The following is an 18793-nucleotide window of genomic DNA, read 5'->3' on the forward strand; positions in this document are numbered from 1 at the left end:
CTAGCCGCCCAGGAGCGCCGTGAGGATCAGCGAGACGGCCCCGCCCGCGATGGCGAGGCCCATCAGCACCACGCTGCTCAACTGATCCCGCTTGTCGATGTTGTCGCCGGGGGCGAGGTGGTTGAACCGGGTGCTGCCGTGGTTGTCCATGCGCGGGTGCTCCTTGGGATGAGGTCTCCGGGCATCAACGCACATCCCCCGCATTCGTCGCCCAGGGCTTGACCGGGGCGCCTGCGACGCGTTCGACGTGGGGCTCAGTGGCCGCCAAGGATCGTAATGCCCGAATCGAAGCTCGAGGCCCTGAACGGGCCGGTCGGCCCATGGCGGGGGGCCGCCCCCCTCGCCGGCTCCGGCATCGCCGTGGTCTGCTTCACCGCCGCCCTGGCCCTGGCCTGGATGTCGGCGGGCACGCTGCTCCTGATCTTCGCCGGCGTGCTGCTCGGCGTATTCCTCGACGGTCTGACGCGGGCGCTCGCCTATGTCCTGCCGCTGCCGCGCAGCCTGCGTCTGACGCTGGCGAGCATCACCGTCGCGCTCCTGGCGCTCGGCTTCGCCACCTATGGCGGCACCACCGTCGCGCAGCAGGGGCGTGACCTCGGCAGCACCATCAAGACGCAGGCCGATTCCGTGAACACCTGGCTCGCCGACCACGGGATCGACGTGCCGCTCCTCGGCCCGACGAAGGACGAGGGCCGGTCCGCGCGGGAGCCCGGCCAGCAGGAGGGCGGCCTCGGGGGTCTCGCCTCGGGGCTGCTCAAGAGTTCCGGCTCGGTCCTGTCGAGCGCGGGCAGCGTGCTCGGCCCGGCGACGGCGGTGGTGCTCGGTCTCTTCGACGCCGTGGGCAACCTCCTCGTCATCGTCTTCCTCGGCGCCGCCTTCGCCGCCGACCCGCGCAGCTACCGCGACGGCGTGCTGCGCTTCATTCCCCCCACGAAGCGCCGCCGGGGCGCCAAGGTGCTCGACGGGGCGGGCGAGACCCTGCGCCACTGGCTGTTCGGCCAGTTGCTGACCATGACGGCGATCTTCCTGTTCACCTGGGCGGGCCTCGCCTTCCTCGGCATCGGCGGCGCGCTGATCCTCGGCCTGCAGGCGGGGCTCCTCGCCTTCGTGCCCACGGTGGGGCCGCTGGTGGCGGGCCTCGTGATCCTGCTCGCCGCCCTGGCGTCAGGGCCGAAGGCGCTGCTCGGCGCGCTCGGCGTCTACCTCGCGGTGCAGTGCCTGGAGAGCTACGGGCTCACGCCCTTCATCCAGAAGCGGGCGCTGGACATCCCCCCGGCGACGATCTTCGCCGGGCAGCTCGTGCTCGGCGTGATCTTCGGCCTGTGGGGCATCGCGCTCGCCCTGCCGCTGCTTGCGGTGATCAAGGTGCTGCTCGAACAGCTCTACGTCGAGGACACGCTCGGCGAGCATCCGGGGCACTGAGGGGGGGCTCACCCCCGCAGGGCGTCCTCGATCAGCTTGGCGACGGCGAGCGCCTGCCCGTCGCCGCCGAACCGGCCGATGACCTGCACGCCCACCGGCAGGCCGTCGCCCGGCACCGGCACGTTCACGCAGGGCACGCCCATCAGTGTCCAGAGCCGGTTGAAGCGCGGATCGCCCGTGGAGGCGAGGCTCACCGGGGCCGGGCCGGCGGCCGAGAAGGTGAGGATGGCGTCGAACTCGCCGAACAGCCCCTTCAGCACCCGGCGGGCGCGGTGGGCATGGCGGCGGGCGTCGTCGTAGGTCGCGGGGGCGGTGGCGTCGCCCGCCTCGAGGTTCCGCCGGACATGGGGCGGGAGGCTGTCGCGATGGGCGGTGAACTCCCAACCCAGCGCCTGCCGCGCCTCGAAATCCTGGATGGCGCCGTGGCGCTCCCAGGCCTGCGCGAGGTCCGGCGGCAGCGTCAGGTCGAAGACCCGTGCCCCCGCCCGCTCGGCGGCGGCGCGGGCCGTGGCCAGCGCCGCCTCGGCGGCGGGCTCGGGCGCCTCCGCGAAGTCCTGGCGCACCAGGGCGATGCGGGGGCTGGACGCGGATTCCCCGTCGATCCCGTCCCGTCCGGTGATGGCGGCGAGCGCATAGGCGAGGTCGCCCACGCCCGCCGCGAACAGGCCGACCGTGTCGAGGGCCCAGGACCACGTCTTCACCCCGACCGTCGGGATCAGCCGGAAGGAGGGCTTGATCGCCGCGCAGCCGCAATAGCTCGCCGGGCGGATCACCGAGCCCGCCGTCTGGGTGCCCAAAGCCAGCGGCAGCATGCCGGCGCCCACCGCCGCCGCCGAGCCGGCCGACGACCCGCCGGGCGTGTGGCCGGCATCGTGCGGATTGCGCGTCTCGGTGGGGTCTGAGCTGGCGTAGGCGGTGGTGGTGGTCTTGGCGAGCGCCACCGCGCCGCGCTCCTTCAGCCGCGCCACGACGGCCGCATCCGCCTTCGGGCGCCAGCCCGCGTAGAGCGCGGTGCCCAGTTGCGTCGGCAGGGTGGCGGTGTCGATGATGTCCTTGATGCCGACCGCGATGCCCGCGAGCGGCCCGTCCTGCGGGATCGCCGGATCGGGATCGATGGCGACGAAGGCGCCGATGGAGGGATCGCGCGCGGCGATGGCCTCCCGGCAGAGGTCGACGGCGCCGGCCGGCGTGAGGGTGCCGGCGGCGATACGGGCGCGGAGATCGAGGAGAGAAAGCATCGCTTATGTGGTCGACCAGGGTGGGGGCCTGTCAACCGCGTCGGGCGTGGATCGCGCCATGCCACAGGGGTCGGGAAAGCGGAAACGCGCTTGACGAAGCGTTTACGGGATCGTGCGCACCGTCCGGTTCATGCGGCGTAGCGTTCTCGCGTTCTCAGGCCTGGCCCTGTTCGGGGCGGCCCTCACGGCCTGCTCGGTCAACCGGTTCGAACGGCGCGAGCCGTGGCGGGACCAGGCGGAGCAGGTGTGCCTCGCCAAGAAGTTGGTGACGCAGACCGAATTCATCACGCCGGCGGCCGCCATCGATGGCCCCGGCCCCTGCGGCATGCAGCAGCCCTTCCGGGTGACGCGGCTCGGCAACGGCTCCGTGCTCCTGAAGCAGCGGATGACGCTGGGCTGCCCGGCGCTCGCCGAGGCCGAGGCGTGGCTCGCGGACACGATCCAGCCGGCGGCCGAACTCTATTTCGGCGTCCCCGTGGCCGAGATCAACGCGGGCACCTATTCCTGCCGGGGGCGCAACAACCAGCCCGGCGCCAAGCTCTCCGAGCACGGCTTCGGCAACGCCATCGACGTGATGTCGCTCAAGCTCGCGGACGGCCATGTCATCACCGTGAAGGGCGGCTGGCGTGGCACCGAGGCGGAGCAGGGCTTCCTCCGGGAGATCTTCCTGGGCGCGTGCCAGCGCTTCACCACGGTGCTGGCGCCGGGCTCGAACGTGTTCCACTACGATCACATCCACGTGGACCTCGCCCGGCACGACCCGCGCGGCCTGCGCCGGATCTGCCAGCCGCTTATCAAGTTCACGCCGCAGCTCGGCGGCGACGGCCCGCGTCCGCTCTCGAAGCCCATCCCGCCACCGCGCCAGCCCGCGCCGCCGCAGGCCCCTGTGGATATCGAGGAGGACGATCCCTACGGCGTCTCGCCGATGTCGAAGGCCGCGAGCCCGACGCAGGTCGCCCGCGCGCCTTCGCGCGTCCCGGCGCAGGTGCCCTCGGCCTACACCTCGGTGCAGCCGCGCCCGAGCCTCGCCCCCCGCCCGGCCCCGCGCGTCGCGGCCGTGCCGGAGGAGCCGGGCGAGGAGTACGGCGAGCCGCTACAGCTTGGGGCGCCCCCTCCCTCCGTCGAGGGCCCGATCTACTGATCCGGCGGGTCCGCCCTATACCGGACCCATGCGACGCCTCATGCTCGGCGGCTTCATTGCCGCGATCTTCGTTGGAATCCTGCTGATCGGCCTGTGGTGGACGAAGGCGACCCCCGTCGTCCCGGCCACCCCACCCGACCCGGCCTCGTCGTCGTCGCCGCGATAGGGCGGGGCGTCTCTACTCGAACAGCGTCGCCATCCGCGCCAGGACTTCGTCCAGGATGGGCGCCGGCAGGCTTTCGACCCGGCGGCCGTTGCGGGCGGTGAGGTCGAGGACGCGGGGCTGGTCGCAGCGCACGACGCCGCTGGTCTGCGTGCCGGTGAGGGGTACGGCGAAGCCGATGCGGCGGGCGAACTCGCCCCCCGTCGTGATCGGCGCGATCACCGGAAGGCCGGTGGTCCGGTTGAACGCGTCCGGCGAGACGATCACCACCGGGCGATGCCCGCGCTGCTCGTGGCCACGGGTCGGCTCGAGGTCGACCATGTAGACGTCCCCCCGCTTCACAGGGGCTCGTTCCCCATGGACGGCGCATCGACCCATTCGCGCTCCCCCGGGGGCTGGGGCTCGGAATAGTCCGACGCGGCCAGCAACTCGGCCATCGTGTAGCGGGGCCGCGTCTGCGGCTCGACCACGAGGCGCCCGTTATCGACCGCCAGCGCCACCCGCGAGCCGGCGCCGAGGCTGAGAAGATCGAGCAGGGCGGGCGGCACCGTCAGCATCACCGAGCCGCCGACCTTGCGTAGGTTCGTCGTATGCATGCGCAACCTCCGGTGTTATACTCCAATATAATCCCTTCGTGGTTCTCCGGCAACGCGCCACCGTGGCGTCCGGGCCGCACCGGGCGCTCAATCCACCGGCGCGGCGCGGCGGCGGCTTGACTGATCGCCCGCCCCGGCCATCGTCCCACCATGCCGGTTCGGACCCTTGTCATGCGCCCCTTCCTCGTCCGTCTCACCCTCGGGCTCGCCCTCGGCGCGACCGCCGTCGGCGCCGCCGAGGCCCGCTCCGCCCGTGAGGATGTCGAGCCCGCCGAGGAGCGGGTCTTCCCCTACGATTCGCAGATTCCGGGCTGCCAGGATCCCGACGTGCTGGAGAAGGTGGCGACGAACTTCGCCGAGAAGGAAGCGAAGTTCTGGAACTCCTCCATGACCATCATCTCCTTCGACAAGATCGAGCGGACGGCGTGGCGCCCCTGGGGGCTCGATGCCATCCCGCGCCGGTTCTGCTCCGCCGTCGCCACAACGTCGGACGGGTTGCACCGGAAGATCGACTACTCGGTGCGCGAGAGCCTCGGCATCATCGGCGCCACTTGGGGCGTCGAGTTCTGCGTCCACGGCCTCGACCGCAACCTCGCCTATGCCTACGCCACCGCCTGCCGGATGGCGCGGCCCTGAGCGGACGGACGATCGTGCGCCGGCCCACGCTCCGCGCCGCCTTGCTCGGGTTGGCGGCCCTGGCGTCGCTGCCCGCCGCCGCGCAGGATTACGGCGGGTTCGGCCGCCGCTCCGCGCCGGGCGATTTCGACTTCTACGTCCTCGCCCTCTCCTGGTCGCCGACCTTCTGCGAGGGGGACGGCGCCCGCCGGGACGAGCCGCAATGCGCCCCCGGCCGGGGCCTCGGCTTCGTCGTGCACGGGCTCTGGCCGCAATACACCCGCGGCTACCCGCAGAACTGCTCCGCCGTGCAGCGCCCCATCACCCAGCAGGCGATGGAGGTAGCGGGGCAGGTCTATCCGAGCGAGGGCCTCGCCCGGCACGAGTGGCGCAAGCACGGCATCTGCTCGGGCCTCGACCCGTCCTCGTACTTCACCGCCGCCAAGCAGGCGCGGCTGGCGGTGACGATCCCCGACGGGCTGAAGGCCGGCGGGCAGCGGCTCGCGCCGGTGGACATCGCCCGCCAGTTCGTGGCCGCGAACGCCGGCCTGCGGCCGGACATGATGTCGGTGAACTGCGCGCGGGGCCAGCTGACCGAGGTGCGGATCTGCTTCGCGAAGGATCTGCGCGGCTACACGCCCTGCCCCGAACTCGCCCGCAGCAATTGCCGCTCGCCGGACATCGCCCTCGATCCGCCCCGCTAGAGCGGAATCTTTTCGCGCCCGGCCCTGGACGGGCGGGGCCGGATCCGCTTGAGCCACAGCCATGAATTACCGGCACGCCTTCCACGCGGGAAACCACGCCGACGTGCTCAAGCACCTCGTGCTGGCCCGTGTCCTCGCCCATCTCGGCCTCAAGGACAAACCGTTCCGGGCGCTCGACGCCTTCGCCGGCCTCGGCATCTACGACCTGCAGGCCGACGAGGCCCGCCGCACCGGGGAATGGCAGGGCGGCTGGGGCCGGCTGGCCGCGCCCTTCCCGGAGCCGGTGGAGGCGCTGCTCGCGCCCTACCGCGCGGCGGTGGCGGCGACGCAGGAGCGGCACGGTGCCAGCACCTATCCCGGCTCCCCGGCGGTGATCCGCGAGTTCCTGCGGCCGGGCGACCGGGGCGTGTTCGTGGAACTGCACCCGCAGGACGCGGCCGTGCTGAAGGAGCGCTACAACAGCGATTCGCGCACCAAGGTGCTGCATCTCGACGGCTGGACCGCGGTCAATGCGCAGATCCCGCCCCCGGAGCGGCGCGGCCTCGTGCTGATCGATCCGCCCTACGAGGTGCCGGGCGAGGTGGAGCGGCTCGGCACGCATCTCCTGAAGGCGGTGGCCAAGTGGCCGACCGGGATCTTCCTCGCGTGGTACCCGGTGAAGGATGCGGCGGCGATCGACCGGATGGCCGCCGAACTCGATGCCGGCCTCGCCCGGCCGGCGCTGCGCCTCGACCTGCTCATCGCGCGGCCCGACGACCCGACCCGCCTCTCCGGCAGCGGCCTCATCGTGGTGAACCCGCCCTGGCGCCTCGCCGAGGAGGCCCTGGTGTTCCTGCCGGCGCTGGCGGAGCGACTCGCCCAGTCGGGTTATGGTGGTTTTCGGTGCGATCCGCTCGGTGCCAAAGGTATCGATTGAATTAATCTGTACCTTCGATGCAGCTTCAAGCATTCGTGGCGCGTCATCTAGATGTGGCGCCCAAGCCACAACGCTGAAACGAACGTTGCGGCAACGCGAAATTTGCCCAAAAAGTGTGCAAGTGCAAATTCTTTGCTTTTGTGCCGAAACGCACGTGATGGCAGCTTGGCCGTAGATTCTCAGAACCGAGCTGCAAGCCGATGTCGAAGCGTTCCACCCTGGCCGGTCTGGCCGCCGCGCTGCTCTCCTCCACGGTGTCCTTCGCCGCCGACATGCCGGCCCCCGTGCCCGTCCCGGCGCCGGTCGAGCCGTGCAAGGCGACGCTGATCGGCCCGGCCTATGGCGGCGTGATCAAGGCGAACCCGAACCCGACCTGCTTCGGCGTCGGCGGCCTCGGCGACATCTACATCGGCGGCGCGCTGACCGGCTACGGCTACACCCAGAGCAACCCGTTCCCGACGGCCTTCGCGCCCCCCGGCTACGCCCCCGACCGGGCGGCCCGGTTCGACTTCTCGAACCTCCAGGGCTGGATCCAGAAGCCCGAGGGCACCTTCCAGTTCTACGTGCAGGGCGGCGGCTACGCGATCCCCGGCCTCGGCGTGCAGAACCTGAGCTCCATCGACCAGACGGACCTGCTGTTCACGCCCCTCCCGGTGGCCTTCGGCAAGATCCAGATCAACGATGCGTGGTCGGTGCAGGGCGGCCGGATGCCGACCATCATCGGCTCCGAGGCGCCGTTCACCTTCCAGAACCTCAACATCAACCGCGGCCTGCTCTTCGCGCAGGAGAACGTGATCAACCACGGCGTGCAGCTGAACTGGGCCGAGGGCCCGTGGTCGGTGTCGGTGGCCGGCACGGACGGGTTCTTCGCGGGCGACATCACGTGGTTCACGGGGAACGTCGCCTACAAGATCGACGATTCGAACACGATCGGCGTGAACGGCGGCGTCAATCTCGGCAGCCAGAACGTCCTCAACCGCAGCCTGCGCTACCAGTTCGCGACCCCGCTGAACCAGCAGAACAGCGGCATCTTCAACATCAACTACACCTACTCGAACGGCCCGTGGATCGTCACGCCGTACTTCCAGTTCACGAACGTCGAGGCGGACCAGCGCATCGGCATCCTGCAGAGCGCCTCGACCTACGGCGGCGCGCTGCTGGCGGCCTATTCCTTCACCGACAACTTCGCCCTGGCGGGTCGCGTCGAGTACGAGGAGCAGAGCGGCGTGCGCGGCTCGGGCACGACCAGCCTCCTCTACGGCGCGGGCAGCAACGCCTTCTCCATCACCATCACGCCGACCTTCACCTTCGACCGCTACTTCCTGCGGGTCGAATACGCCCACGTCGAGCTCGGCGGCATCACCCGCGGCAGCCTCGCCAACGGCACGCTGGGCACCGGCTTCGGCCGCGACGGCAACCGGACCTCGCAGGACCGCTACATGGTCGAGACCGGCGTCACCTTCTGATCTGCGCCTCACCGACGCCGAAGCGCCCCGGACCCTGGTCCGGGGCGTTTTCGTTTGGGCTCAGGCCCGCGCGCGGGTGAGGAGGCGGCGGCCGGGCCGGTGGCCCTCCTCGCCGGTATCCTCGAAGCCGAGCTTGCGCAGGAGGCCCCAGGAGGCGGTGTTGGCCGGGCGGCACTCCGCCACCAGGGTGCGGGCGGGAAAGCGCCGGGCGAGATGGCCCGCGAGCGCCGAGACCGCCTCGAAGGCGAAGCCCCGGCCCCGGGCGGCGCCGCCGATCCAGTAGCCGATCTCGATGAAGCCGGGGCCGCACAGGTGCGCCCCCACCACGCCGACGAGGGCGGCGGCCCCGCCCTCCCCCCGGATCCAGGCGCCGAGGAAGCGGTCGCGCTCGCGGTTGCCGCCGTGGATCAGGCCCTTCGCATCCTCGAGGGTGAAGGGCTCCGGCAGAAAGTCGATGGCCCCGGTGATGGCCGGATCGTCCGTGAGGCGGGCGAGCGCGGGGGCATCCTCCGGCGCCAGCCCGCCCAGGGTCAGCCGCGCGGTTTCGAGGCGCGGCAGGTCGGCGAGGCTGTCTCGCGGGGAGGACAGGTTGAACATCGCGGAGATGTGGGGTGCCGGGCCGCCCGGGGAAGCCAGCGCCCACACGCCCAGCGTGTCGCTGCACCGCACATCCCGCCGTTTCCAAGGCCATCTCATGGTGAACGGGAACGGTTGCTTAACCTGAATCCGGCTTCATGACGGCATCGGGTGGCGTTGTGCTGGCGGGTGCGTCGATGCGGGTGCGTGGAGCGGTCAGGGGGTTTCAGACGCTGTCGCGCGTCGCCCTCGTGGGGATCATCGGTGGTGGCGCGGCGGCCTGTTCGTCCGATGCGTCGCGGCTGAGCAGCCCCTTCACCAACCCCTTCTCGGAGCCTGCCGCGACGGGCAGCCTGCCGGATGACGACATCAAGCCCGTGGCGCCCCTGCGCACCGGCCGCATCCAGTCCGAAGCCCTCGGCGCCCCCGGCGCGTCGCGGCCCGCCCCCGTGGCGAGCACGCTGCCGCCGCCGGCCGCCGCGAGCCCGACGCGGGTCGCCTCCGTCGGCTCCTCCGGCTGGAGCGCCCAGGGCGGCACGCGCATCACCGTCTCGAAGAACGACAGCCTCACCCAGATGGCGACCCGCTACGGCGTGCCGGGCTCGGCGATCCTGCAGGCCAACGGCCTGACCAGCGCCAGCCAGATCACCCCCGGCCGCGAGATCGTCATCCCGTCCTACAACAACGTCTCGGGCCTCAACCCCTCCGCCGCCGCCATGACCGCCCGCCCCGCGCGCGCCGTCGAGGAGAAGCGCGAGGATGCCAAGGCCCTGGAGGCCAAGGAAGCCCGTGAGCGGGATTCCCGGGCGCAGGAAGCCAAGCGCGTCGCCGCCCGCGAGAAGGACGCCAAGGAAGCCCGCGAGAAGGAAGCCCGCGAGGCCCGCGAGAAGGAGGCCCGCGAGGCCAAGGAACTCGCCGCCCACAAGGCGGCCGAGGCCAAGGCCGCCGAGGAGAAGGCGCGCAAGCTCGCGGCCCTGAAGGACGGCGACAAGAAGCACGTCCGCCCCGGCCAGACCAAGACGGCGGACGCGAAGGCTGCCGACGCGAAGGCTGCCGACAAGGTCAAGGTCGCGGCGAAGGACGCGAAGGACGCGGCGAAGGAAGCCGCCAAGGACGCCGCCAAGAGCGCGGCCAAGGCCGAGGCGGCCCAGAAGCTCGCCGAAGCCAAGGCGGCGCGCGAGGCCGCGAAGGAAAGCGCCAAGGAGACGGCCAAGCAGGCCGCCGCCGAGAAGGCCGCCAAGGCGCCGAAGGTCGAGGTCGCCAAGGCCGAGCCCGCTCCGGCAAAGGCCGAGCCCGCTCCGGCAAAGGCCGAGCCGGCCACCACCGCTTCGGTGCCCGCCCAGGCGAGCAGCGACAACTTCCGCTGGCCCGCCAAGGGCCGGGTGATCGCGGGCTACGGCTCGTCGGGCAACGAGGGCATCAACATCGCCCTGCCCGAGGGCACGCCGGTCAAGGCCGCCGAGGACGGCACCGTCGCCTATGCCGGCTCGGACGTGAAGGGCTACGGTAAGCTGGTGCTCGTGCGGCACTCCAACGGCTACGTTTCGGCCTACGCCCATAACGGCGAGCTGGACGTGAAGCCCGGCGACAAGGTCAAGCGCGGCCAGACTATCGCGAAGTCCGGCGCCTCCGGCAACGTGACCTCGCCGCAGCTGCACTTCGAGATCCGCAAGAGCGGCGCCCCGGTCGATCCGATGTCGCAGCTCGCCAGCAACTGAGGCCGGCGCCTCGCAGGCAAACGGCGGTCCCCCAAGGGCCGCCGTTTCGCGTTTCAGGCCTTCGGCGGCTGCAATTCGCCGTTCGGGCTGTGCTGATCCACCGTGTCCGGCAGGGCCTTGGCCAGGGTGGGGAACAGCTGCTCCACGGGGATGCCGAGCTTCGTCGCCATGGCGCGGACCTGCTCGTTCCCAATGACCTTCTGCAGATCCTCGGCGGTGATCGGCTCGTTGGGGCCGCGCCCGAGCCAGGAATTCACCTGCGATTCGTAGCCGTGCTGCCGCAACTGGTCGAGCAGGGCGTTCAGACCGCCGGGTAGCACCTGCTGGATGATGCCGGGCAGCGCCTTCATCGCCATCTGCTGCAACGAGCCGCCGAGCGAATCGAATACACTCATCTGCTGATCTCCGCCGGGGCCGGGTGGCCCACGGCGGCGACCATAGTGACCTTCCGCGACCGCGTCGTCACGGAGACCGGCCGAAGGCTCAGCCGGCCGGCTTGTCCACCACTTGCGTGCTGGCAAACACCGGCTGCGGCTTCAGCCGCCCGTTCTCGCTGAGGCCCGTCACCGCGGCGGGCAGGAACTCCGACAGGGCCGTGGGCAGACGCTCCCGCGATAGGGAAAGGTCCGTCGCGAGGCTGTCGGCCACGCGATCCGGCAGCGCCTGCGCGATGGCGGGGGCGGGCACGGGCTTCGGGTCCGTGCCGTTCAGCCAGGACTCGACCTGCGTGCCGTGGCCGTCCTGCCGCAGCCGGTCGAGGAAGCCGGCGAGGCCGCCGGGGTAGAACTTCGCGAAGGCCATGGGGATGTCACGGCCCCCGACCTCCGCGATGGTCCGCTCGGTCGCCGCCGCGAGATCGCCGATCACCGTCTTCACCCCGTCCAAGAGCCCCATCGCCACCCGTCCTTCCATCGAAAAAAATCATCTGAGGCCTGAAGTTCGGGCGCTGGACAGGGTCGGCAAGCCTGTGCGACGCGGAGCACGTGCGGCACGTCACGCGTGCCGCCGCGAGGGAGCGACAGGACATGGCCGCAGCCGGTTCCGTGAAGCACATCCACGCCGGTGTCCTCGACATCGCCTATCACGAGACCGGACCGACGGACGGGCCTCCGGCCATCCTGCTCCACGGCTTCCCCTACGACATCCACGCCTGCTTGCCGGCGGCCGAGATCCTCGCCGGCCAGGGCGTGCGCTGCCTCGTGCCGTATCTGCGCGGCTACGGGCCGACGCGCTTCCTCGATGCCGCCACGCCCCGCTCCGGGGAGCAGGCCGCCCTGGGGGCCGACCTTCTCGCCTTCCTCGATGCGCTGGGCATCGCGCGGGCCGTGGTGGCGGGCTACGATTGGGGCGGGCGCGCGGCCTGCGTCGTCGCGGCCCTGTGGCCGGAGCGGGTGCGCGGGTTGGTCTCGGGCGGCAGCGGCTACAACATCCATGACGTGGCCCGCTCCGGCCGCCCGGTCTCGGCCGAGTCCGAGAGCCGGCTCTGGTACCAGTACTATTTCCACACGGAGCGCGGCCGGGCGGGCCTGACGGAGAACCGCGCCGGCATCGCGGAACTGCTGTGGCGGCAATGGTCGCCGCATTGGGATTTCGACGCGGCGACGCTCGCCCGCACGGTCGCGGCCTTCGACAACCCGGATTTCGTGGAGGTGGTGATCCACTCCTACCGCGTCCGCTACGGCGTGGTGCCGGGCGACCCCGCCTATGCGGAGATCGAGGCCCGGCTCGCGGCCCAGCCGAAGATCGGCGTGCCGACCATCGTGCTGGAGGGCAGCGACGGCGGCGTCTTCCCGCCAAAATCCGACGACGGCGACGCGGCCCGCTTCAGCGGCCCCTACCGCTACCGCCGCCTGCCGCGCATCGGCCACAACGTCCCGCAGGAGGCGCCGGAGGCCTTCGCGCAGGCGGTGCGGGAGTTGCTGTGAGGGGCGTTCTCGCCCTCACGCCCCCGCGCGCGGCAATGTCAGCGTGAAGCACGCCCCGCCGAGCCGGCCGGCGCAGACGGCGATGGTGCCGCCATGGGCCTCGGCGATCTGGCGGGCGATGGCGAGGCCGAGCCCATTGCCGCCGGTGCGGCGGTTGCGGGAACCCTCGATCCGGTAGAACGGGCTGAAGATCGCGGCGGCCTCGGCGCTTCCGACGCCGGGTCCGTCATCCTCGACCCGCAGGCTGCACTGCTCCGGCCCGGCCTCGACGGCGATCTCGACCTTGCCGCGCCCGAACTTCACCGCGTTGTCGAGGAGGTTGGCGATCACCCGGCGCAGGGCGACCGCATCCCCCGGCACGGTGGCCTCGGCCACCTCCTCGCCGACGAGGGCGACCGGCTGGCCGAGGGCCGAGCGTTCCGCCGCCTCCACCGCCGCGAGGTCGGCGAGATCGACCCGCCCCCGGATCTGCGAGACGGTGGTGCCCCGCGCGAAGGCGAGCGAGGTCTCGATCAGGTCCGTCATGCCGTCGATGTCGGCGGCCATGCGCTCGCGGCCCTGCGCGTCCGGCCAGGATTCGGCGCGCAGGCGCAGGCGAGTCAGGTACGTCTTGAGGTCGTGCGAAATCGCGCCGATCAGGAACGAGCGCTCCTGCAGCAGGGCCGCCACCCGCTCCTGCATCGCGTGGACCGACCGGGCGAGGCGCTGCACGTCCGGCGCGCCGGACACCGGCACGGGACCGGCGGGGGGCGAGCCATCGAAGGCCTCCGCCGCCGCGCTCAGGCGGCGCAGGGGCCGCATCTCCCGCTGCGCCCCGAGCAGCGCCAGCCCCGCCACGGCGATGCCGAGGATGCCGATCCACATCCCCGGCGCGAGACCGAACAGCTTCAAGGAGATCGCACGTTGCGGCTCGATCTCGTCGAGGACGAGGACCGACCCGTCGTCCAGACGGGCGACGATGCGGGTCACGCGCCCGCCCTCGCCATCCGCATAGGCGCGAAGCCCGTCGTCCTTGCCGGGAGTCGGCCGCTGCAGCGCCTCGGAGAAGGCCCGCAGCATCGCCTCCGAGCGCGGGAGCCGGCGCAGCCCCTCGCCGGGCGGGGCCGCGTCCGCGAGGGCGGCGTGCAGGCGGATGCCGCTCACCGCGCGCAGGATGGTGGGCCGCAGCGACGGGTCGGTGCGGGAGAGGAGGTCGATCACCCCCGCCGCCTGCTCCAGGCGCGGATAGGGCGCGACCTGCGTGCTGCGCGGGCTGGCGGGCTCCATGCGCCCCACGAGGATCGCGCCGACGATCACCGCCCCGAGGGCGGCCATCAGGATCAGCATGATCCGGCCGAGCAGGCCGATACGGCTCAACATGGGGTCAGGCCGGGCGGACGGGGGCGGCGAGGATGTAGCCGGCGTTGCGCACCGTCTTGATCAGAGCCGGCAGTCCGCTGCCCGCCTCGTCCAGCCGCTTGCGCAGGCGGCTGACCTGCACGTCGATGGTCCGGTCGAACACGTCCGCGACGCGGCCCCGCGTCCAATCGAGGAGCTGGTCGCGGGAGAGCACCCGCTGCGGCCGCGTGACGAAGCACATCAGCAGGTCGAACTCGGCGCTGGTGAGCGTCACCTCGCGCGGCGCCCCACCCTCCCCGTCCGCGTGGACCGAGCGGGCGGCGGGGTCGATCACGAGGTCGGCGGCCCGCAGCCGTTCCGCACTCGGAGCCTCCGCGACGGCGCCTCCGCGCGTCCGCCGCAGCACCGCGCGGATGCGGGCGAGCAGCACGCGCGGGTTGAACGGCTTCGAGACGTAATCGTCCGCGCCCATTTCCAGGCCGAGCACCTTGTCGATGTCCTCGTCCTTGGCGGTGAGCATCACCACCGGCGGACCACCGCCCTCGCGCAGGCGGCGGCAGATGGACAGCCCGTCCTCGCCGGGCAGCATCCAGTCGAGCACGATCAGGTCCGGCGCCGGCCCCTGGGCGAGGCGCCTGTCGAGGGCGGCGCCCCCGTCGAGACTCTCGACGCGAAAACCCTCTCCCTCCAGGAAGCCGCCGAGCAGCGCCCGGATTTCGGGATCGTCCTCGACGATGGCGAGCGTGGTGCCCTCGTTCATACGGGGAAGAATAGGCGCCCCGGCCCCGCCCGCAACGGCGGAAAAGCCGTCGTCACAAAACGTTACAGGACGAAAGCACGCCTTTACCTCGGCCGTTGCCGTGCCATAACCCCGTCTTGAGGAACGCCAGAGCCGAAGGCCGCACGCGATGAAACTGCCCCGCCGCTTCTTCCAGCCGCTCGCGACCGGCGCGCCGGCCCCCTTCCGGGACCTGCCCGTGAAGCTGGAGCGGATGATCCACTTCGTGCCGCCCCACAACGACAAGGTGCGCGCCCGCGTGCCGGACCTCGCCCCGACCGTCGACGTGGTGCTCGGCAACCTGGAAGACGCGGTGCCGGCCGACCAGAAGGAGGCCGCGCGCAAGGGCTTCGTCGCCATGGCGCAGGCGACTGACTTCGCCGCCACCCAGACGGGGCTGTGGACGCGCATCAACGCCCTGAACTCCCCGTGGATTCTGGACGACCTGTTCACCATCGTCGCCGAGGTCGGCGACAAGCTCGACGTGGTGATGGTGCCCAAGGTCGAGGGCCCGTGGGACATCCACTACATCGACCAGTTGCTGGCGCAGCTCGAAGCCCGCCACGGGGTGACGAAGCCGATCCTCGTCCACGCCATCCTCGAGACCGCCGAGGGTGTCGCCAACGTCGATGCCATCGCCTGCGCCTCGCCGCGGATGCACGGCATGAGCCTGGGGCCCGCCGACCTCGCGGCCTCGCGCGGCATGAAGACCACCCGCGTCGGCGGCGGCCACCCCGATTACCGGGTCATCGCCGATCCGGCGGGCGACGCCCCCCGCGCCAGCGCGCAGCAGGACCTCTGGCACTACACCATCGCCCGGATGGTCGATGCCTGCATGGCGAACGGCATCAAGGCCTTCTACGGCCCGTTCGGCGACTTCTCGGATCTCGCCGCCTGCGAGGTCCAGTTCCGCAACGCCTTCCTCATGGGCTGCGCCGGGGCCTGGACGCTCCATCCGAGCCAGGTGGCGCTGGCCAAGACGGTGTTCGCGCCGGACCCGGCCGAGGTCGCCTTCGCCGCCCGCATCGTCGCCGCCATGCCCGACGGGACCGGCGCGGTGATGCTCGACGGCAAGATGCAGGACGACGCCACGTGGAAGCAGGCCAAGGTCATCGTCGACCTCGCCAAGCTCGTGGCCGCCAAGGATCCGGATCTGGCGAAGGTTTACGACCTGGGGTGAGGCGGGGCGGCCTCGTCCCGCCCCATCCCTCACACCGTCTCGGTGCCCCACAGCCACGCGGCCCCGCGCACGCCGGAATCGTCGCCGTGCAGGCTTGCGCGGACGGGGGTGTCGAACGCGTCGGAGAAGATGTGCGGGCGCATGGCGTCCGGCAGGCCGGCGATCAACTCCGGGATGCGCGAGAGCCCGCCTCCGACCACGATCACGTCCGGATCGAGGACGTTCACCACCTGCGCCGCCGCCCGGCCGAGGCGGTCGAGATGGAGCGCCAGGGTCTCCCGCGCCGCCGCGTCGCCGTTGCGCGCGGCCGCCACCACGGCCTCGGCGGTCGGCGTCCCGCCGTGGCGCCGGGCGTGGTCGGCGGCGAGCGAGGGACCCGAGACCCAGGTCTCGACGCAGCCTCGCCGGCCGCAATAGCAGGCCGGGCCCGGCCGCTCGTCGTCGCTTGGGCCGGGCAGCGGGCCGTGGCCCCATTCCCCGGCGATGCCGTTGCGCCCCGCATGCAGCCGCCCCTCGATGGCGAGGCCGGAGCCGACGCCCGTACCGAGGATGATCGCCCAGACTACGCGCGCCCCTGCCCCCGCCCCGTCCGTCGCCTCGGAGACGGCAAGGCAATCGGCGTCGTTGGCGACCCGCACCGGGCGGTCGAGCCGGGCGGCGAGGTCGGCGCCGAAGGGATGACCGATCAGCCAGTGGGAATTGGCGTTGCGGACGAGGCCGGTGGCCGGCGACAGGCTGCCGGGCATACCGATGCCCACGCTGCAGGGGCGCCCCGCCTCCCGTTCCAGCCGCAAAACGAGATCGGCCACCGCCGCGACGGTGGCCCCATAATCGCCCCTGGGGGCCGGGACGCGCGCCTGCGCGAGGCGGCTCCCGTCCCGAGCGAGGACGACCCCGGCGATCTTGGTGCCGCCGAGGTCGATCCCGAGCCTTGCAGGTCCCTTTGCCGTCGTCGTCACTCCGCGGCGGCGACCTTGGTGTCGGTCGCGACCGGGGCGGGCGAGTTGTCCGTCACCGCCGTGCCGATCCCGATCGGGTTGGCCATCACCTCGTTGAGCTTGGTCCGGTCGAGTTCGCCCTCCCAGCGGGCGACCACCACGCAGGCCACGCCGTTGCCGACGAGGTTGGTGAGGGCGCGGCACTCGGACATGAATTTGTCGATGCCGAGCACCAGGGTCATCGCGGCCACCGGCACTGGGTTGTTCGGAATGGCCGAGAGGGTGGCGGCCAGGGTGATGAAGCCCGCGCCCGTCACGCCCGAGGCGCCCTTCGAGGTCAGCATCGCCACGAGGATGATCGTCGCGTACTGGCCGAACGACAGGTCCGCCCCCACCGCCTGCGCCAGGAACAGCGTGGTGAGCGTCATGTAGATGTTGGTGCCGTCGAGGTTGAACGAGTAGCCGGTCGGCACCACGAGGCCTACGACCGAATCCGACGCGCCGAGGCGGCGCATCTTCGTCATCATGTGCGGCAGCACCGTCTCGGAGGACGACGTGCCGAGCACGATCAGCAACTCGTCCTTGATGTAGGCGAGGAACTTCAGGATCGAGAAGCCCGACACCCGCGCGATGGTGCCGAGGACCACGAGCACGAACAGCAGCGAGGTCAGGTAGAAGGTCGCGACGAGCTGGCCGAGGTCGTAGACCTTCTGGATGCCGTATTCGCCGATGGTGAAGGCCATCGCGCCGAACGCGCCGAGCGGCGCGAGCTTCACGATGACGCCGATGATGCGGAAGAAGATCTGCCCGGCGGTGTCGATGGCGCTGCTGACCACCGCGGCCTTCTCGCCGAGCCCCGTGACGACGCAGCCGGTTAGGATCGAGACGAGGAGCACCTGCAGCAGGTCGCCCGTGGCGAAGGCGTCGAAGAAGCTCTTCGGGATCAGCGCCATGATGTGCGCGACGGTCGAGTCGGCGGCGGCCTTGCTCGCGTAGCTCGCGACCTTGCTGGCGTCGAGCTTCAACGGGTCGGCGTGGAAGCCGGCGCCGGGCTGGATGACCTCGCCGACGATGATGCCGATCAGCAGCGCCAGGGTGGAGACCACCTCGAAGTAGATGAGCGCCTTCAGGCCGACCCGGCCGACCTTCTTCAGGTCGCCGATCGAGGCGATGCCGTGGACGATGGTGCAGAAGATGATTGGCGCGATCATCATCTTGATGAGCGCGATGAAGGCGTCGCCGAGCCACTTGAGCGACTTGCCGGTCGCCGGATCGTACCAGCCGAGCAGGATGCCGAGCGCGATTGCGATCAGCACCTGGATGTAGAGCACCTTGTACCAGGGCTCCTTGGGAGGGGTCGTCGTGCCTCCCGTCGCGTGGATCGCCTGTGCCATTTTCTATCCTCCGCGCGATCCCCGCGCGCCTCCCTGTGTGTCACGCTATCCGGCTTCGGAAGCCTTCTCAACGGCGTCTCCGTAGTCCGCCGCGAGCCGTCGGTGACAAAAACCTGTCAATTGCCGCCGCCGCGCGGTCTTCACCGGACCGGCAATGCGTCACCTTGGCTGTAGGCGTGCGCGATACTGCAACCAAGAGGGTTCGTGTCGACGCCGGCCGCCGCGACAGCCTCCGGTGACACCCCATGTCGAGGACTTTCCATCTCCGTGCCGCCCTCCTCGGGGCGGCGCTGACCTGCCTTTTGCCCGCCCTCCCCGCCGCAGCGGGCGTCGTCGCCCGGATCGATCAGGGGCAGCAGCGGATGCGGGTCTATGTCGACGGGGCGCCGGCCTTCGAATGGCCGGTCTCCACCGCGCGGCGTGGCTTCGTCACGCCGAACGGCGCGTATCGGGTCGGCCGGATGGCCACGATGTGGCGCTCGCGCAAGTATCACGGCTCGCCGATGCCACACGCGATGTTCTTCCGGGGCGGCTATGCCATCCACGGGACCTACGCCACCGGCGCGCTCGGCCGGCGGGCGAGCCACGGATGCATCCGCCTCTCGCCCGGCCATGCGGCGACCCTGTTCCGCCTCGCCAGGAACTATGGCGGGGCGGCGGTGATCATCCGCAACTGAGGGGGTTT

22 protein-coding genes are annotated in these 18793 nt (G+C 71.3%); 11 read left to right on the forward strand and 11 right to left on the reverse strand.

Annotated features, from left to right (window positions below):
- Positions 1-150 carry a hypothetical protein gene (locus AAHF99_RS08220; protein WP_342163669.1) on the reverse strand — a complete coding sequence of 50 codons (150 nt, stop codon included), beginning with the start codon at positions 148-150 and terminating at the stop codon, positions 1-3.
- Positions 151-276: 126 nt separating this feature from the next.
- On the opposite strand from AAHF99_RS08220, the gene AAHF99_RS08225 reads away from it, so the two are divergent.
- Positions 277-1422: an AI-2E family transporter gene (locus AAHF99_RS08225; protein ID WP_342163670.1), complete on the forward strand. Its 1146-nt coding sequence runs from the start codon at positions 277-279 to the stop codon at positions 1420-1422.
- 8 nt (positions 1423-1430) lie between these two features.
- Here AAHF99_RS08225 and AAHF99_RS08230 read toward each other — a convergent pair whose 3' ends face one another.
- Complete coding sequence (locus AAHF99_RS08230) at positions 1431-2660, reverse strand: amidase (RefSeq protein WP_342163671.1); 1230 nt, start codon at positions 2658-2660, stop codon at positions 1431-1433.
- Positions 2661-2790: 130 nt separating this feature from the next.
- On the opposite strand from AAHF99_RS08230, the gene AAHF99_RS08235 reads away from it, so the two are divergent.
- Positions 2791-3801 carry an extensin-like domain-containing protein gene (locus AAHF99_RS08235; protein ID WP_342163672.1) on the forward strand — a complete coding sequence of 337 codons (1011 nt, stop codon included), beginning with the start codon at positions 2791-2793 and terminating at the stop codon, positions 3799-3801.
- Between the two features lie 28 nt (positions 3802-3829).
- Entirely contained in the window at positions 3830-3967 is a 138-nt protein-coding gene (locus AAHF99_RS08240; RefSeq protein ID WP_342163674.1) for a hypothetical protein, read from the forward strand.
- Positions 3968-3979: 12 nt separating this feature from the next.
- Here the strand turns inward: AAHF99_RS08240 and AAHF99_RS08245 are convergent, their stop codons facing one another.
- Both AAHF99_RS08245 and AAHF99_RS08250 read right to left on the reverse strand, forming a co-directional pair.
- Positions 3980-4306 (reverse strand): type II toxin-antitoxin system PemK/MazF family toxin, encoded by a 327-nt coding sequence (locus tag AAHF99_RS08245; RefSeq protein ID WP_342163675.1) that lies wholly within the window; start codon positions 4304-4306, stop codon positions 3980-3982.
- On the reverse strand, positions 4303-4560 hold the full coding sequence (locus tag AAHF99_RS08250; RefSeq protein WP_342163677.1) for an AbrB/MazE/SpoVT family DNA-binding domain-containing protein: 258 nt from the start codon (positions 4558-4560) through the stop codon (positions 4303-4305). The genes AAHF99_RS08245 and AAHF99_RS08250 overlap by 4 nt, the downstream gene beginning before the upstream one ends.
- Before the next feature lie 171 nt (positions 4561-4731).
- Between AAHF99_RS08250 and AAHF99_RS08255 the strand changes: the two genes are divergently transcribed.
- The 4 genes from AAHF99_RS08255 (at position 4732) to AAHF99_RS08270 (ending at position 8261) form a co-directional block, all read left to right on the forward strand.
- Positions 4732-5196, forward strand: a complete 465-nt coding sequence (locus tag AAHF99_RS08255; protein WP_342163679.1) for a hypothetical protein — start codon at positions 4732-4734, stop codon at positions 5194-5196.
- A gap of 11 nt (positions 5197-5207) precedes the next feature.
- A complete protein-coding gene (locus AAHF99_RS08260) occupies positions 5208-5879 on the forward strand; it encodes a ribonuclease T2 family protein (RefSeq protein WP_412759858.1) in 672 nt (223 codons plus the stop codon).
- 61 nt (positions 5880-5940) lie between these two features.
- Positions 5941-6795 carry a 23S rRNA (adenine(2030)-N(6))-methyltransferase RlmJ gene (locus tag AAHF99_RS08265; protein WP_342163681.1) on the forward strand — a complete coding sequence of 285 codons (855 nt, stop codon included), beginning with the start codon at positions 5941-5943 and terminating at the stop codon, positions 6793-6795.
- Between the two features lie 200 nt (positions 6796-6995).
- A complete protein-coding gene (locus tag AAHF99_RS08270) occupies positions 6996-8261 on the forward strand; it encodes a porin (protein ID WP_342163682.1) in 1266 nt (421 codons plus the stop codon).
- Positions 8262-8321: 60 nt separating this feature from the next.
- Here AAHF99_RS08270 and AAHF99_RS08275 read toward each other — a convergent pair whose 3' ends face one another.
- Positions 8322-8858, reverse strand: a complete 537-nt coding sequence (locus tag AAHF99_RS08275; RefSeq protein ID WP_342163920.1) for a GNAT family N-acetyltransferase — start codon at positions 8856-8858, stop codon at positions 8322-8324.
- Between the two features lie 176 nt (positions 8859-9034).
- Here AAHF99_RS08275 and AAHF99_RS08280 point away from each other — a divergent pair, with 176 nt between their 5' ends.
- Positions 9035-10555, forward strand: a complete 1521-nt coding sequence (locus tag AAHF99_RS08280) for a peptidoglycan DD-metalloendopeptidase family protein (RefSeq protein ID WP_342163922.1) — start codon at positions 9035-9037, stop codon at positions 10553-10555.
- A 53-nt stretch (positions 10556-10608) separates the two neighbouring features.
- Here the strand turns inward: AAHF99_RS08280 and AAHF99_RS08285 are convergent, their stop codons facing one another.
- Entirely contained in the window at positions 10609-10950 is a 342-nt protein-coding gene (locus tag AAHF99_RS08285) for a YidB family protein (protein WP_342163683.1), read from the reverse strand.
- An 88-nt stretch (positions 10951-11038) separates the two neighbouring features.
- Positions 11039-11449, reverse strand: a complete 411-nt coding sequence (locus AAHF99_RS08290) for a YidB family protein (RefSeq protein WP_342163684.1) — start codon at positions 11447-11449, stop codon at positions 11039-11041.
- A gap of 131 nt (positions 11450-11580) precedes the next feature.
- On the opposite strand from AAHF99_RS08290, the gene AAHF99_RS08295 reads away from it, so the two are divergent.
- The gene (locus tag AAHF99_RS08295) at positions 11581-12480 is read left to right on the forward strand and encodes an alpha/beta fold hydrolase (RefSeq protein WP_342163685.1); all 900 of its coding nucleotides are present in this window, start codon (positions 11581-11583) and stop codon (positions 12478-12480) included.
- Positions 12481-12495: 15 nt separating this feature from the next.
- Here the strand turns inward: AAHF99_RS08295 and AAHF99_RS08300 are convergent, their stop codons facing one another.
- Both AAHF99_RS08300 and AAHF99_RS08305 read right to left on the reverse strand, forming a co-directional pair.
- Positions 12496-13839: a sensor histidine kinase gene (locus tag AAHF99_RS08300; RefSeq protein WP_342163686.1), complete on the reverse strand. Its 1344-nt coding sequence runs from the start codon at positions 13837-13839 to the stop codon at positions 12496-12498.
- Positions 13840-13843: 4 nt separating this feature from the next.
- Positions 13844-14578 (reverse strand): response regulator, encoded by a 735-nt coding sequence (locus AAHF99_RS08305; protein ID WP_243956230.1) that lies wholly within the window; start codon positions 14576-14578, stop codon positions 13844-13846.
- Between the two features lie 148 nt (positions 14579-14726).
- Between AAHF99_RS08305 and AAHF99_RS08310 the strand changes: the two genes are divergently transcribed.
- A complete protein-coding gene (locus AAHF99_RS08310) occupies positions 14727-15776 on the forward strand; it encodes an HpcH/HpaI aldolase/citrate lyase family protein (RefSeq protein WP_342163688.1) in 1050 nt (349 codons plus the stop codon).
- A gap of 29 nt (positions 15777-15805) precedes the next feature.
- Here the strand turns inward: AAHF99_RS08310 and AAHF99_RS08315 are convergent, their stop codons facing one another.
- Together AAHF99_RS08315 and AAHF99_RS08320 are read right to left on the reverse strand one after the other, a co-directional pair.
- Complete coding sequence (locus tag AAHF99_RS08315; RefSeq protein ID WP_342163689.1) at positions 15806-16735, reverse strand: ROK family protein; 930 nt, start codon at positions 16733-16735, stop codon at positions 15806-15808.
- Positions 16732-18108: a dicarboxylate/amino acid:cation symporter gene (locus tag AAHF99_RS08320; RefSeq protein ID WP_342163690.1), complete on the reverse strand. Its 1377-nt coding sequence runs from the start codon at positions 18106-18108 to the stop codon at positions 16732-16734. The genes AAHF99_RS08315 and AAHF99_RS08320 overlap by 4 nt, the downstream gene beginning before the upstream one ends.
- A 245-nt stretch (positions 18109-18353) precedes the next feature.
- Here AAHF99_RS08320 and AAHF99_RS08325 point away from each other — a divergent pair, with 245 nt between their 5' ends.
- A complete protein-coding gene (locus AAHF99_RS08325; RefSeq protein ID WP_342163691.1) occupies positions 18354-18785 on the forward strand; it encodes a L,D-transpeptidase in 432 nt (143 codons plus the stop codon).
- The last annotated feature ends 8 nt before the right edge of the window (positions 18786-18793 follow it).

This window comes from Methylobacterium litchii (assembly GCF_038442315.1).
In the GTDB taxonomy this organism is placed as follows: Bacteria; Pseudomonadota; Alphaproteobacteria; order Rhizobiales; family Beijerinckiaceae; genus Methylobacterium; species Methylobacterium litchii.

Coding starts and splice junctions, on each gene's coding strand:
- AAHF99_RS08220 (WP_342163669.1), bottom strand. CDS start 150: ATGGACAACCACGGCAGCACCCGGTTCAACCACCTCGCCCCCGGCGAC.
- AAHF99_RS08225 (WP_342163670.1), top strand. CDS start 277: ATGCCCGAATCGAAGCTCGAGGCCCTGAACGGGCCGGTCGGCCCATGG.
- AAHF99_RS08230 (WP_342163671.1), bottom strand. CDS start 2,660: ATGCTTTCTCTCCTCGATCTCCGCGCCCGTATCGCCGCCGGCACCCTC.
- AAHF99_RS08235 (WP_342163672.1), top strand. CDS start 2,791: ATGCGGCGTAGCGTTCTCGCGTTCTCAGGCCTGGCCCTGTTCGGGGCG.
- AAHF99_RS08240 (WP_342163674.1), top strand. CDS start 3,830: ATGCGACGCCTCATGCTCGGCGGCTTCATTGCCGCGATCTTCGTTGGA.
- AAHF99_RS08250 (WP_342163677.1), bottom strand. CDS start 4,560: ATGCATACGACGAACCTACGCAAGGTCGGCGGCTCGGTGATGCTGACG.
- AAHF99_RS08255 (WP_342163679.1), top strand. CDS start 4,732: ATGCGCCCCTTCCTCGTCCGTCTCACCCTCGGGCTCGCCCTCGGCGCG.
- AAHF99_RS08265 (WP_342163681.1), top strand. CDS start 5,941: ATGAATTACCGGCACGCCTTCCACGCGGGAAACCACGCCGACGTGCTC.
- AAHF99_RS08270 (WP_342163682.1), top strand. CDS start 6,996: ATGTCGAAGCGTTCCACCCTGGCCGGTCTGGCCGCCGCGCTGCTCTCC.
- AAHF99_RS08275 (WP_342163920.1), bottom strand. CDS start 8,858: ATGTTCAACCTGTCCTCCCCGCGAGACAGCCTCGCCGACCTGCCGCGC.
- AAHF99_RS08280 (WP_342163922.1), top strand. CDS start 9,035: ATGCGGGTGCGTGGAGCGGTCAGGGGGTTTCAGACGCTGTCGCGCGTC.
- AAHF99_RS08285 (WP_342163683.1), bottom strand. CDS start 10,950: ATGAGTGTATTCGATTCGCTCGGCGGCTCGTTGCAGCAGATGGCGATG.
- AAHF99_RS08290 (WP_342163684.1), bottom strand. CDS start 11,449: ATGGGGCTCTTGGACGGGGTGAAGACGGTGATCGGCGATCTCGCGGCG.
- AAHF99_RS08295 (WP_342163685.1), top strand. CDS start 11,581: ATGGCCGCAGCCGGTTCCGTGAAGCACATCCACGCCGGTGTCCTCGAC.
- AAHF99_RS08300 (WP_342163686.1), bottom strand. CDS start 13,839: ATGTTGAGCCGTATCGGCCTGCTCGGCCGGATCATGCTGATCCTGATG.
- AAHF99_RS08305 (WP_243956230.1), bottom strand. CDS start 14,578: ATGAACGAGGGCACCACGCTCGCCATCGTCGAGGACGATCCCGAAATC.
- AAHF99_RS08310 (WP_342163688.1), top strand. CDS start 14,727: ATGAAACTGCCCCGCCGCTTCTTCCAGCCGCTCGCGACCGGCGCGCCG.
- AAHF99_RS08320 (WP_342163690.1), bottom strand. CDS start 18,108: ATGGCACAGGCGATCCACGCGACGGGAGGCACGACGACCCCTCCCAAG.
- AAHF99_RS08325 (WP_342163691.1), top strand. CDS start 18,354: ATGTCGAGGACTTTCCATCTCCGTGCCGCCCTCCTCGGGGCGGCGCTG.